At 58.9% G+C, this 12,041-nt stretch carries 14 protein-coding genes; 12 read left to right on the top strand and 2 right to left on the bottom strand.

What is annotated here, in order from left to right; genetic code table 11:
• Positions 1–12 precede the first annotated feature (12 nt).
• Genes ccoO through ccoP form a run of 3 tightly spaced genes read left to right on the top strand, consistent with a single transcriptional unit; the run spans position 13 to position 1,798 of the window.
• Positions 13–741, top strand: coding sequence for a cytochrome-c oxidase, cbb3-type subunit II (ccoO, locus tag ACR0CU_RS10435; protein ID WP_093964330.1), 729 nt, complete (start codon positions 13–15; stop codon positions 739–741).
• Between the two features lie 11 nt (positions 742–752).
• Entirely contained in the window at positions 753–938 is a 186-nt protein-coding gene (locus tag ACR0CU_RS10430) for a cbb3-type cytochrome c oxidase subunit 3 (RefSeq protein ID WP_093964331.1), read from the top strand.
• Positions 935–1,798, top strand: coding sequence for a cytochrome-c oxidase, cbb3-type subunit III (gene ccoP, locus ACR0CU_RS10425; protein ID WP_170447783.1), 864 nt, complete (start codon positions 935–937; stop codon positions 1,796–1,798). The genes ACR0CU_RS10430 and ccoP overlap by 4 nt, the downstream gene beginning before the upstream one ends.
• A gap of 150 nt (positions 1,799–1,948) precedes the next feature.
• Here ccoP and ACR0CU_RS10420 read toward each other — a convergent pair whose 3' ends face one another.
• The gene (locus tag ACR0CU_RS10420; protein ID WP_170364352.1) at positions 1,949–2,110 is read right to left on the bottom strand and encodes a hypothetical protein; all 162 of its coding nucleotides are present in this window, start codon (positions 2,108–2,110) and stop codon (positions 1,949–1,951) included.
• A gap of 99 nt (positions 2,111–2,209) precedes the next feature.
• Here ACR0CU_RS10420 and ACR0CU_RS10415 point away from each other — a divergent pair, with 99 nt between their 5' ends.
• The 8 genes from ACR0CU_RS10415 (at position 2,210) to ACR0CU_RS10380 (ending at position 9,539) form a co-directional block, all read left to right on the top strand.
• The gene (locus ACR0CU_RS10415; RefSeq protein ID WP_170447785.1) at positions 2,210–3,085 is read left to right on the top strand and encodes a LysR family transcriptional regulator; all 876 of its coding nucleotides are present in this window, start codon (positions 2,210–2,212) and stop codon (positions 3,083–3,085) included.
• Positions 3,086–3,186: 101 nt separating this feature from the next.
• Complete coding sequence (gene ccoG / locus ACR0CU_RS10410; protein WP_170447787.1) at positions 3,187–4,614, top strand: cytochrome c oxidase accessory protein CcoG; 1,428 nt, start codon at positions 3,187–3,189, stop codon at positions 4,612–4,614.
• Between the two features lie 3 nt (positions 4,615–4,617).
• The gene (locus ACR0CU_RS10405) at positions 4,618–5,076 is read left to right on the top strand and encodes a FixH family protein (RefSeq protein ID WP_170364356.1); all 459 of its coding nucleotides are present in this window, start codon (positions 4,618–4,620) and stop codon (positions 5,074–5,076) included.
• A 4-nt stretch (positions 5,077–5,080) separates the two neighbouring features.
• Positions 5,081–7,258 (top strand): heavy metal translocating P-type ATPase, encoded by a 2,178-nt coding sequence (locus ACR0CU_RS10400; RefSeq protein ID WP_170447790.1) that lies wholly within the window; start codon positions 5,081–5,083, stop codon positions 7,256–7,258.
• Positions 7,259–7,263: 5 nt separating this feature from the next.
• A complete protein-coding gene (ccoS, locus tag ACR0CU_RS10395; RefSeq protein WP_093964337.1) occupies positions 7,264–7,422 on the top strand; it encodes a cbb3-type cytochrome oxidase assembly protein CcoS in 159 nt (52 codons plus the stop codon).
• Positions 7,423–7,511: 89 nt separating this feature from the next.
• Positions 7,512–7,709 (top strand): preprotein translocase subunit SecE, encoded by a 198-nt coding sequence (gene secE, locus ACR0CU_RS10390; protein ID WP_093964338.1) that lies wholly within the window; start codon positions 7,512–7,514, stop codon positions 7,707–7,709.
• 247 nt (positions 7,710–7,956) lie between these two features.
• Positions 7,957–8,490 carry a transcription termination/antitermination protein NusG gene (nusG, locus tag ACR0CU_RS10385; RefSeq protein ID WP_093964422.1) on the top strand — a complete coding sequence of 178 codons (534 nt, stop codon included), beginning with the start codon at positions 7,957–7,959 and terminating at the stop codon, positions 8,488–8,490.
• Positions 8,491–8,711: 221 nt separating this feature from the next.
• The gene (locus tag ACR0CU_RS10380) at positions 8,712–9,539 is read left to right on the top strand and encodes a DUF2189 domain-containing protein (protein WP_480642998.1); all 828 of its coding nucleotides are present in this window, start codon (positions 8,712–8,714) and stop codon (positions 9,537–9,539) included.
• Between the two features lie 53 nt (positions 9,540–9,592).
• Here ACR0CU_RS10380 and ACR0CU_RS10375 read toward each other — a convergent pair whose 3' ends face one another.
• Complete coding sequence (locus ACR0CU_RS10375) at positions 9,593–11,131, bottom strand: hypothetical protein (RefSeq protein ID WP_170447794.1); 1,539 nt, start codon at positions 11,129–11,131, stop codon at positions 9,593–9,595.
• 459 nt (positions 11,132–11,590) lie between these two features.
• Between ACR0CU_RS10375 and rplK the strand changes: the two genes are divergently transcribed.
• Entirely contained in the window at positions 11,591–12,040 is a 450-nt protein-coding gene (gene rplK / locus ACR0CU_RS10370) for a 50S ribosomal protein L11 (protein ID WP_093964340.1), read from the top strand.
• The last annotated feature ends 1 nt before the right edge of the window (position 12,041 follow it).

Here is a 12,041-nt window from a genome sequence, read left to right as displayed (position 1 = left end):
AGGGCCGGAGCAATGGCAATTCTCGACAAACACAAGATCCTCGAGACCAACGCGACCCTCCTGCTGATCTTCAGCTTCCTGGTCGTGACCATCGGTGGCATCGTTCAGATCACCCCGCTGTTCTACCTTGAGAACACAATCGAGAAGGTGGAGGGCATGCGCCCTTACACCCCTCTCGAGATGGCGGGGCGTGAGATCTACATCCGCGAAGGCTGCTATGTCTGCCACAGTCAGATGATCCGCCCGATGCGGGACGAGGTCGAGCGCTATGGCCACTACTCGCTGGCGGCCGAGTCGATGTACGACCACCCGTTCCAGTGGGGGTCCAAACGCACCGGGCCTGATCTGGCCCGTGTGGGTGGCCGCTACTCGGATCAATGGCACGTGGACCATCTGCGTGATCCGCAATCGGTGGTGCCGGAGTCCGTGATGCCGAAATACGGCTTTCTGGAAAACCGCAAGATCGACGGCCGGTATATCGGTGACATCATGGCCACCAATGCGGTTTTGGGCACGCCTTACACAGACGAGATGCTGGAAAACGCAGTTGCCGATTTCCGGGCGCAGGCCGATCCGGACAGCGACTATGACGGGCTGCTGGAGCGTTATGGCGAAAACGTCAACGTGCGCAACTTCGATGGTCAGCCGGAACTGACCGAAGCCGATGCGTTGGTTGCATATCTGCAGATGCTGGGAACGCTGGTCGACTTCTCGACCTTCACCCCGGATGCAAGCCGCTAAAGGAGGGTGTGATGGAAGAATACACGATCCTGAGGCAATTCGCGGATAGCTGGATGCTGCTTCTGTTGTTCGCCTTCTTTGTCGGCATCGTCATCTGGGTGTTCCGCCCCGGTGCCAGCAAGGAATACAAGGACACCGCAAACATCCCGTTCCGGCATCAAGACAAACCCGCCACATCCGAGGAGGCGCGGAAATGAGCAAGACACCTGAAAAACAGCCGGGTGATCCCAAGACGACCGGTCACAGCTGGGATGGCATCGAGGAATTCGACAATCCGATGCCGCGTTGGTGGTTGTGGACCTTCTACGCGACCATCTTCTGGGGTGTGATCTACACGATCATGTATCCGGCGTGGCCGCTGGTGCAATCTGCAACCGCCGGTGTGCTTGGCTGGTCCTCGCGCGAGCTGGTTCAGAAGGAGATGGTTTCGTTTGAAGAGGCCAACGCTCCGTGGAACGCCAAGCTGGTCGAGACACCGCTGGATGATATCGCCAAGGATGCCGAGCTGCAGCAATATGCGGTCAACGCCGGTGGTGCAGTGTTCCGCACCTGGTGCGCTCAGTGCCACGGATCGGGCGCGCAGGGCGCAAAGGGTTTCCCGAACCTTCTGGACGACGCCTGGCTGTGGGGCGGCACCTTGGATGACATCGTCACCACGGTCAGCTACGGCATTCGCAACGAAGAAAGCGACGACGCGCGCTACTCCGAAATGCCGGCATTCGGCGAGATCCTCGAGCCCGAGGAAATCACCCAGGTCGTGCAATATGTGATGTCGCTGACCAACGCCCAAACCGACGATGCTGCGGCGCAGGCGGGCAAGGTTGTCTACGACGACAATTGCGCGGCCTGTCACGGCGAAGACGGCAAGGGCGATATCGCGCAGGGCGCACCGAACCTGACGGATGCGATCTGGTTGTATGGCGGCGATGAGAAAACGCTGACCGAAACGGTGACCTACAGCCGCTTTGGCGTCATGCCCCCCTGGGATACGCGTTTGACCGAGGCGCAGATCCGCGCCGTGTCGGCCTATGTCCACCAGTTGGGTGGCGGTCAATAAGATCCAGGAACACCTTCGGGCGGCGTGCCGCCCGAAGGCCTAGGTGCCGGCTGTTCCATCTGTTCGCGCGTTTCCTGAACAGCCGGCACCGCATTTTCCGAAAATAGTGCTGACAATGGCCCCGGTCCAGCGCGGGCACGCAAACTGATCCTAAAGGTTGCGCGGATCCAACTCGCGGCTCTTGCTGACCCACCAGTGTCCGGCGGGCAGCCATCTTTTCCTTTTTGGCGCATTCGGTTTGGGCGCGTCGCGTAGCTTGGGGGCGTTCAACCGCGTGGCGGTCATGAAGGAAGCAGCGTAGATGTTCAGCATGGTCTTTCTCCTGATGCGATGAACTCGGGTTCCAGCATCGGCTCTTGACCGGATACTTGCGACTCAATTACCGTGTTCCGATGTAAGCAGAGGTTACATATGGACTGGCTGAACCTTCCGCCACTATCGGCGCTACGGGCTTTCGCTGCATTTGCCGAGCACAGAAATATCGTCAAAGCTGGCGATGCGTTGAATGTAAGTCATGCCGCCATAAGCCAGCAGTTGCGCGCGCTTGAGGCGCATATGGGCGTGACCCTGTTGGACCGGTCGGGCAAGATGCTGGTCCTGACGTCGGATGGCGAACACCTGGCGCGCAGCGTTCAGCTGGGGTTTGGCGCCATCCATGCGGCGGTCTCGGACCTGGTGAACGCGGGCGAGGATCGGCCGGTACACGTTTCGCTGACCTCCTCATTTGCGGCTTCATGGCTGATGCCGCGGCTGCCGATTTTCCGGTCGGATCACCCCGGGATCGATCTGACCTTGGATCCGTCACCGGAACTGGTCGATCTGCGCCCCGGCGGGGTGGATGTCGCGATTCGATATGGGGCAGGCGGTTGGCCGGGTGTCCGGTCCGAGATGTTGTTGAAAACCCCGATGGTCATCGTTGCCGCGCCCAGTCTCTTAGGGTCCAGATCCGAGTGGTCGCCGGCTGATCTGGCCCGTTTGCCGTGGCTGGAAGAGGTGGGCACGACCGAAGCCAGCACATGGCTGGCACAACATGGGGCGGCCATGGACCCAGGCGCCGGACGGACCAGTCTGCCGGGCAACCTGGTCCTTGAGGGCGTTCGCGCGGGGCAGGGTGTCACGGTGACGGTGCGACATTTCGTCGAACGTGATATCGTGGCCGGAAGACTAGTTGAACTGCATGTCGCACCTGACGCCCGAGGCTACCACATCGTGACGGCGCAAACGCCGCAGAGAAAGGCGGTGAAGACGTTCGTCGGGTGGCTGAAACGCCAAGCGAACCAGGTGTGACAAAAGGTGTCTGCGCGATGCGCTTTTGACCCATGTCAAAGTTGTCCGGTGTATGATCTGGAACAAGTCGCCCGACAAACAGCAAGATCCGGAGCCATGCCGTGAGCGATCACACCCCAGCCCCCAGCCTTTACGCCGCAAGGGAACCGATCTTTCCACGGCGCGTTTCCGGCAAGTTTCGGAACCTCAAATGGATCATAATGGCCGTCACGCTTGGCATCTACTATGTGACGCCGTGGATCCGGTGGGATCGGGGGCCCAGCCTTCCGGATCAGGCGGTGCTGCTGGATCTTGCGAACCGCCGCTTTTACTTCTTCTGGATCGAGATCTGGCCACACGAATTCTACTTTGTGGCCGGACTGCTGATCATGGCCGGCTTGGGCCTGTTCCTGTTTACGTCGGCCTTGGGGCGGGTGTGGTGCGGCTATGCCTGCCCACAGACGGTTTGGACCGACCTTTTCATTCTGGTCGAGCGCTGGATCGAAGGCGATCGAAACGCCCGCCTGCGCCTTCATCGTCAGAAGAAGCTGGATTTCCGTAAGGCCCGCCTGCGATTGACCAAATGGGTGGTCTGGTTCCTGATCGGTCTGGCGACCGGCGGGGCCTGGGTGTTCTATTTCGCGGATGCGCCGACCCTGGCGCGGGACCTTGTGACCGGCAACGCTCATCCGATCGCCTATACCACCATGCTGGTTCTGACCGGCACGACCTTTTTCTTCGGCGGGTTCGCGCGCGAGCAGATCTGCATCTATGCCTGTCCGTGGCCGCGAATTCAGGCGGCGATGATGGACGAGGACACGCTGGTGGTTGGCTATCGAGAATGGCGGGGCGAGCCGCGCGGCAAGGGCAAACGGACGGCCGACTCTGAACTGGGCGACTGCATCGATTGCATGGCCTGCGTCAATGTCTGCCCGGTCGGGATCGACATCCGTGATGGCCAACAGCTGGAGTGCATAACCTGCGCGCTGTGCATCGATGCCTGCGACGACATGATGGCCAAGATCGGCAAGCCGCGCGGTCTGATCGACTATATGGCGCTCAGCGACGAAACGCGTGAACGCGCAGGCCAGGCTCCCAAGAACGTGTGGAAGCACATCCTGCGGCCCCGGACGATCATGTATACCGCGCTTTGGTCGCTGGTGGGATTTGGCCTGCTGTTTGCGTTGTTCATCCGGTCGGATATCGATCTGACGGTGGCGCCGGTGCGCAATCCGACATTCGTGACCATGTCCGACGGTTCGATCCGCAACACCTACGACGTGCGGTTGCGGAACAAACATGGCGAAGACCGGCTGTTCAAACTGTCTCTGGTCGGTGACCCAAGCCTGCAGGTTCAGATTGAAGGAACGGACTTGGATACGGTAAACGTAACTGCGGACACGGCACAGTTGACCCGGGTCTACATCGTCGCCGCGAAAGATACAGCGCCCGCAATGGCTGAAACGACACCGGTCCGGATCTGGGTTGAAGACCTGCAAAGCGGCGAGCGCGCCTACAAGGACACCACGTTCAACGGGCGGGGGAACTGAACCATGGCCGAGCGCAAATTCACCGGAAAGCACGCTCTCGCGGTTTTTGTCGGGGCCTTCGGGGTCATCATCGCCGTCAATCTGGTGCTGGCCTACAAAGCAGTCGCGACATTTCCCGGGCTCGAGGTCAAGAACTCCTACGTTGCCAGTCAGGAGTTCAATGAAAAGCTGCAGGAGCAGCAGTCTCTGGGCTGGGATGCAGACGTGGAAACCAAGGGCGGCCTGCTGATCCTTCGCATCACGGATGCGCAAGGCGTGCCTGTGCGGGTGGCCGAGCTGCAAGCCGTGGTCGGCCGCGCAACTCATATGCGCGAGGATTTTTCGCCGGACTTCACCTTTGATGGTGTGGCGTATTCCACCCCGGCGACACTTGGAAAAGGCAACTGGAATGTCCGTATCGTCGCGCGCGATGCGGACGGCGCGGAATTCAGTCGGCGCATTCCGTTGTACATCAAGGGTTAGGCTGATGTCGTCGCAGGTGACATCCGGGACCGCAGCCTGTCCGGGCTGCATCGCGGCTCCGGCGGAACCGGCCAGGCCGGTACCGGTCGACGTTCAGATCGCGCTGTCACTGCCGGGCATTCATTGCTCGGCCTGTATTGCCAATGTCGAACGTGCGTTGAACGCGCACCCCGGCGTACAGGACGCGCGGGTCAACCTGACGCTCAAGCGCGTTCTGATCAAGGCGGGCCCCGAGGTTCGGGCAACGGACCTGATCCCGGTCCTCGATCGGGCCGGGTACGAGGCGCATGAGCTGGATCCCGGTGCCCTGTCAGCCACGCAATCAGACAAGGCCGGACGAGACCTTTTGATGCGGCTAGCTGTCGCCGGCTTTGCATCGATGAACGTGATGCTGCTGTCAGTGTCCGTCTGGTCCGGCGCCACTGACGCGACGCGCGACATGTTTCATTGGATATCGGCGGCCATCGCCCTCCCGGCCATTGCGTTCTCGGCCCAACCGTTTTTTGCCAACGCGTGGAGCGCGCTGCGTGTTCGCCGCCTGAACATGGACGTGCCGATCGTTCTGGCAATCCTGCTGGCCTTGGTCACTTCGCTTTGGGAAACGGCGCTGAGCGGTGAGCACGCCTATTTCGATGCGGCTTTGACGCTGACGTTCTTTCTGCTGGCGGGGCGCTATCTGGATTACCGCACCCGTGCCGCGGCCCGGTCCGCCGCGGAAGAGCTGACAGCCCTCGAGGTGCCGCGCGCCATCCGTCTTGTTGACGGGGCCGAGCGCGAGGTCGCTGTTGCCGAACTGGCCGTCGGTGACCTGATCCTGGTGCGACCAGGGGGGCGGATGCCGGTGGACGGCAAGATCGTGACCGGTGAATCCGAGTTGGACCGGTCTTTGCTGACCGGTGAAACCCTGCCGGTATTCGCCCAGCCGGGAACACAGGTCAGCGCGGGTGAGGTCAACCTGACCGGGCCGCTGACCATTCAGGCAACGGCGGTGGGCGAAGAGACTTCGCTGCACCGCATGGCAGATCTTGTGGCCATCGCGGAATCCGGGCGGTCGCGCTATACGTCCTTGGCGGACAAGGCGGCCAAGCTGTATGCCCCCGGGGTTCATATCCTGTCCGCACTCAGTTTCGTTGGCTGGTACATCTATTCTGGCGATCTGCGCACAGCTCTGAACATCGCCGCCGCTGTGCTGATCATCACCTGCCCCTGTGCGTTGGGGTTGGCGGTTCCTGCGGTCACCACCGCAGCCTCGGGGCGGCTGTTCCGCAAGGGGATGCTGATCAAGGACGCCACCGCGTTGGAGCGGTTGGCCGAGGTCGACACCGTAGTGTTCGACAAGACCGGAACGCTCACATCAGGCGCGCCTCAACTGGTCAACGGTGGCGAACACACAGGCCGTGAGATCGAGATCGCTCTGGCCTTGGCACAGGCTTCGGCGCATCCGCTGGCGGTCGCCCTGACCCGGGCCGCTCGGGCCGAGGGGTATACCCCGGCCGAGGTTGAAAACGTCACCGAGATTCCCGGTCGCGGGACCGAAGGCCAGTTTCAGGGGCAACTCGTGCGGCTGGGCCGAGCCGAATGGGTGGGCGCGACGGAAGGTGATTACACCGCGGCTTGGTTGGCGGTGGGGGACGATCGCCCGGTCGAGTTCCGCTTTGCCGACTCATTGCGCCCCGGCGCCGCCGACGCGGTCGCGGCTTTGCGCGATGCGGGCAAGGACGTCATCCTCATGTCCGGGGACACGACCAACGCCGTGAAAACCCTGGCCGAGAATCTGGGGATCGAGACCTGGGTCGCGCGGGCACTGCCGCAGGACAAGGCGCGACACATTCAGAGGCTGGCAGACCAAGGCCGCCGGGTTTTAATGGTCGGTGACGGGTTGAACGACACAGCCGCGCTGGCGGCGGCCCATGCGTCGATCTCTCCGGCATCGGCACTGGATGCGGCCCGCGTGGCTTCGGACATCGTCCTGCTGGGCAATGACCTGTCGCCGATCGCCGATGCCTGCCATACTGCTGTCCGGGCGACGAAGCGCATCCGCGAGAATTTTCAGATTGCGACGATCTACAATGTCATCGCGGTGCCTTTGGCCGTTGCCGGCCTTGCGACGCCCTTGATCGCGGCCTTGGCGATGTCCACATCGTCGATTACCGTATCTCTGAACGCTCTGCGCCTGAGGTGATCCGAATGGAAGTTCTGGCCTATCTGATACCGATTTCGCTGCTGTTGGGCGGTGTTGGGCTGGTGGCGTTCATCTACACGGTCCGCAGCAACCAATATGACGACCCCGAAGGCGATGCCCGACGGATTCTGAGCAATGAGTGGGATGATCGCCCCAAGTCCTGACCGGGTGCAATCGTGATGCCGACGGCCCTTGAAATTGCCGCAATGCCCGGCTATGTCCGGCCCATCCGCTAGCAGAGAGACCAAGCCTAATGGCCACCACAAACCCGATCCAGTTCATTCAGCAAGTCCGTGCCGAAGTTGCAAAGGTCGTCTGGCCGACGCGGCGCGAGGTTCTGCTGACCACGGTCATGGTGTTCATCATGGCGGCTCTGACTGCCGTGTTCTTTGCTCTGGTGGATTTGGGCATTCGCGGCGGTCTGCAACTGATCCTGGGTATGTTCAGCTAAAGCCGACTGCCGGGTCCCGTCGGATCGCGCCGAGACGCGCCCGCTTCGGGCGCCCGACCGGCACTGCCCCCTTGCACAGCAGGCAATGTCAGAGTAGTTGACGCGGGACCTTTCGGGATGGGCGTGCGGCGATTCGGACTGCGCGCCGCTTTTTATTCCGGAACACGCGGCCGGACCGCGACAAAATTTCAATTCAGGTGCGTCCGCCCGACGCGGCGCGCCAAAGGCAAACAAGGACGACAGGTTCATGGCGAAACGGTGGTACTCGGTCAGCGTTCTTTCGAATTTCGAAAAGAAGATCGCAGAGCAGATCCGCACGTCGGTGGCCGAGCACGGCCTTGAGGACGAGATCGACGAGGTTCTGGTTCCCACCGAAGAGGTGATCGAGGTGCGCCGGGGCAAGAAGGTCACGACTGAACGCCGTTTCATGCCCGGCTACGTACTGGTGCACATGGAAATGTCGGATCAAGGCTATCACCTGATCAACTCGATCAACCGGGTCACCGGTTTCCTGGGTCCGCAGGGCCGCCCAATGCCGATGCGCGACGCCGAGGTGAACCAGATCCTCAACCGTGTTCAGGAAGGTGAGGAAGCACCCAAGCTGATGATCAGCTTCGAGGTTGGCGAGAAGGTCAAAGTCAACGACGGCCCGTTCGAGGATTTCGACGGTATGGTCGAGGGCGTGGACGACGAGAACCAGAAGCTGAAGGTTACCGTCTCGATCTTCGGGCGCGAAACTCCGGTCGAGTTGGACTTTACGCAGGTCACCAAGCAGAGCTGATCATTCCTGCAGGAACTGATCGTGCCGGAATCGAACGCGCCGCCGTAACAGGCGGCGCAACTGTTTCTGGTGCTTGCCGGTAAGGTTTCGCCACAGCCTTGGCCGCTTGCCCTAACTCCTTGCCTGATGCACACTTATGCTTGGTACAGGTATGACCGTTGCGCAGCCGGGCTCATGGGCCAGAGGATTTGCGCGCAGTGATGCTTTGGGAGGACTCTGTCATGACATCCAAGGCTGCAGGCCCCACGCCACCCGACAAGCTGACCCCGCCTCAGCGGACGATGCCTATGGTCAACACGGTCACTGCCGCCGACATCACCGACTCGCTGAAGGCCGGGTTCTCCGACTTTCTGGCGCGTCCCATCATGAGCGGATTTTTCGGACTGTTCTATGCCGTCTTCGGGTTTCTGCTGGTCTGGAGCCTGGTCTGGCTTGGAAAGATTTGGATGATCATTCCTGCCGTCGTGGGATTTCCGCTGGTCGCCCCTTTCGCCGCTGCAGGCCTCTATGAGATGTCGCGTCGACTTCAGGCCGGAGAGGATTTTGGCTGGTCGGAAATACTGACGGTCATGGCCAATCAGCGTAAGCGGGAAATGGGCTGGATGGCCTTCGTTACGCTGTTCGTTTTCTGGGTATGGATCTACCAGGTTCGGCTTTGGTTGGCGATCATCCTGCAGAATGCCTCGTTTTCGGATTTCGACGGTTTCCTGAACACCGTGTTCTTTACCCCCCAAGGCTGGGCTTTCCTGGCAGTTGGCACCTGCGTCGGCGCGTTTCTGTCCGCCGTTCTGTTTTCGGTGACTGTTGTTGCCATGCCCTTGCTGCTGGATCGCGACACCGATTTCGTAACGGCAATGCTTGCATCGCTCCGTGTTGTCGCCGAAAGCCCTGTGGTCATGCTTGGCTGGGCGGCCATCATCTCGGTCACTATGCTGTTGTCGCTGGTGCCGGCGTTTCTGGGGCTTGTCGTTACGTTGCCGATCCTAGGGCATACCACTTGGCATCTCTACCAGCGCGCCGTGCAGCCGGAGGCGTCTGCCGGTCCATAGGGGGGGGGCGTATCAATTCAGAACGCACTTATTTTTTTGATTTATTGAATTCATTACAAACCTAGGGGGCATGTACGTTCGTAGTAGGTAAATATTAGCAACTCAGGTTGTTCCGGACCTAGCCTTAATGGATCACGAGAATAGGTAATTTCTTCAGTACGCTCTTCATAACAAGAGTGAAATTCAATCGATTGGTTTAGCTCGACGTCAGACAAAAACCATGGATCTTCGGCCTTTGCGCCCTGCGAGGGTCCAATCACAATGCGATCCGCTTTTCGCGTCAACACATACTCACCATCGCCTTTGGCATGTCCCGGTCTCAGTTGGTTGTCAATCAGTATCGGAATGTTTTCTCGTTTTGCGATTACAGGGTCGTTCAGCCCAAGCATGTCGATAAATACTCGCCCAGTGTTGGCATAAAAAGGAGTGGAGCCCGCTGTGTTTAATGCGACAGTGATGTCGCGCGGCCACTTCTCGTCGATGTGCCTACCCACAATCTCACCAAAAAACGCGGCAGGATCTTTGTGTTTTTTTGGTTGCATGACAGCTATGCCTACCGTCAGCAAAAAAGCGGTTCGGGGCAGCCAATAAAGCCATCGAGTTCCAAGTTGTATGCTTACACTAAGTAGCAGTAATGCACTGGGTGCGATAAGCGGTACAATCATACGATTTGATGGCATGTGGTCTCCGCCCGCCCATACCACATAAGATAACTGCAGGATTATGGGAACAAGCAACAAGACTGTGGAACCATCAATCCTTTTCTTAATAGTTGCTAACGCAACACCGAGTATCGCCAAGCCAACTACCGGAACGACCACTACGGCCCGGGCAACATAGGGTGCGCCGCTTTGAATTTTTAACAAAATGGGAAGATCTGCTTTGGCGTAGTAAGTTAGTGGGAGAACCTCACCGTAGACCTTTAAGCGTAAACCGACTTGTGCAAACGCCACGGCCGCAGGAACGCCCACAACTAAAGATGCTGCCACGAATTTTTGTCTAATAGGCAATTGGGACGAGAGTAAAAGGCCAATTGCTGCACCAAAAATAAATACTGACGAATCTAGTCTGGTTAGGGCTGCGAGCGAAAATGCTGTGCAAGAACAGGCAAGCACCCAAGGATCTTCTCTATTTAAAAAGCTAAGAAGCGCCCAAACACCGCCTATGAGAAGCGCCGCGACGAAAACCGCTTCCAGCCCACCCAAGGTCCATATTGCGATCGACGAAGAGCAAGCGACTGCTAAAGTTGTTAGCGAGCGCGCCAACCTGTCTTGTGGATCGCTGGTTATTTCTTTCGTTGCACGATAAGTGATGAAAATTACCGCAGCTGCTGCTATCGCATTCAAAAGTTGAACAGCCAAAACCGCTGGTATGCCAACGTCAATAAGCCAGCCAGCCAACAGAACATGCAGCAGACTGGTGTACCCCTCAACTGTTTCGCCGAGGTTCCATTGTAGTAGGCCGGTCTCGGAAAAGTTTTGAGCGTACCTTAGTGAGATGTAGGCGTCGTCATGAAAAAAAGCGTCGTGTTTTGCAATTAACAACCCAAATAAAACAAAACCCAGAAAAAGAGCTTTTTTTTCGACAGGCATTAGAACCTCTCTCCGATTTGTAAATGACGCGTTGATACGGGCAAATTACCCAAAAACTAGGTTGCTCAATTATGCGCATAGCTACAATTTTGTGCCGCGTCCACAAGGTTTTGGTGTAGTAATCCGCTGGTATGTTATTGTTAAACTTGCAGGAGTAATCAGCTTAAAAGTCGATGAAATTTAGTCTGGCGCAGCTGCCAGACGAGTTGAGGGTTCCAATCCTTTGCAGTGTAAGGCGAAGGCCCGTGTTAAGCTCAATCTAGAATGCCCCCTGTTAAACGCGCTTCCAAGGCGTGAACTGGGCTACTTGCCAACCCATTCGTTCCCCTGTAAACGCCGCCCCTATCGTCTTCGGGCGAGATTCTCTCGTGGGAGATCGCAGGGATCGCGATTCCGGATCGGACCACGCAACATAAAACCGGATGGGACGCGTCCCATTCACGTTGAAAGGAAAACCAAATGGCCAAGAAGCTTGCTGGTACGATGAAGCTGCAGGTTCCTGCAGGTCAGGCGAACCCGTCGCCGCCAGTTGGTCCGGCGCTGGGTCAGCGCGGCATCAACATCATGGAATTCTGCAAGGCGTTCAACGCCAAGACCGCAGACATGGAGCCCGGCGCTCCGTGCCCGACCGTGATCACCTACTATCAGGACAAGTCCTTCACCATGGACATCAAGACGCCGCCCGCGTCTTACTACCTGAAGAAGGCGGCCGGTCTGAAGCCGGTCGGCAAGCGCAACCGCCCCCGTGGCGCGGAGAACCCCGGCCGTGAGACCGTGGCAACCGTGACCACCAAGCAGGTGCGCGAGATCGCCGAAGCCAAAATGAAGGATCTCAACGCCAACGACGTCGAAGGCGCAATGAAGATCATCCTGGGCTCGGCCCGTTCCATGGGCATCGAGGTGAAGTAAG

It is taken from the genome of Ruegeria sp. BC2, from assembly GCF_056539245.1.
This window is presented reverse-complemented; position numbering and strand designations above follow the sequence as displayed.

What these genes read in the sequence shown, in the direction of transcription:
- ccoO (WP_093964330.1), top strand. Translation starts at nt 13, where the DNA reads ATGGCAATTCTCGACAAACACAAGATCCTCGAGACCAACGCGACCCTC.
- ACR0CU_RS10430 (WP_093964331.1), top strand. Translation starts at nt 753, where the DNA reads ATGGAAGAATACACGATCCTGAGGCAATTCGCGGATAGCTGGATGCTG.
- ccoP (WP_170447783.1), top strand. Translation starts at nt 935, where the DNA reads ATGAGCAAGACACCTGAAAAACAGCCGGGTGATCCCAAGACGACCGGT.
- ACR0CU_RS10420 (WP_170364352.1), bottom strand. Translation starts at nt 2,110, where the DNA reads ATGCTGAACATCTACGCTGCTTCCTTCATGACCGCCACGCGGTTGAAC.
- ACR0CU_RS10415 (WP_170447785.1), top strand. Translation starts at nt 2,210, where the DNA reads ATGGACTGGCTGAACCTTCCGCCACTATCGGCGCTACGGGCTTTCGCT.
- ACR0CU_RS10405 (WP_170364356.1), top strand. Translation starts at nt 4,618, where the DNA reads ATGGCCGAGCGCAAATTCACCGGAAAGCACGCTCTCGCGGTTTTTGTC.
- ACR0CU_RS10400 (WP_170447790.1), top strand. Translation starts at nt 5,081, where the DNA reads ATGTCGTCGCAGGTGACATCCGGGACCGCAGCCTGTCCGGGCTGCATC.
- ccoS (WP_093964337.1), top strand. Translation starts at nt 7,264, where the DNA reads ATGGAAGTTCTGGCCTATCTGATACCGATTTCGCTGCTGTTGGGCGGT.
- secE (WP_093964338.1), top strand. Translation starts at nt 7,512, where the DNA reads ATGGCCACCACAAACCCGATCCAGTTCATTCAGCAAGTCCGTGCCGAA.
- nusG (WP_093964422.1), top strand. Translation starts at nt 7,957, where the DNA reads ATGGCGAAACGGTGGTACTCGGTCAGCGTTCTTTCGAATTTCGAAAAG.
- ACR0CU_RS10380 (WP_480642998.1), top strand. Translation starts at nt 8,712, where the DNA reads ATGACATCCAAGGCTGCAGGCCCCACGCCACCCGACAAGCTGACCCCG.
- ACR0CU_RS10375 (WP_170447794.1), bottom strand. Translation starts at nt 11,131, where the DNA reads ATGCCTGTCGAAAAAAAAGCTCTTTTTCTGGGTTTTGTTTTATTTGGG.
- rplK (WP_093964340.1), top strand. Translation starts at nt 11,591, where the DNA reads ATGGCCAAGAAGCTTGCTGGTACGATGAAGCTGCAGGTTCCTGCAGGT.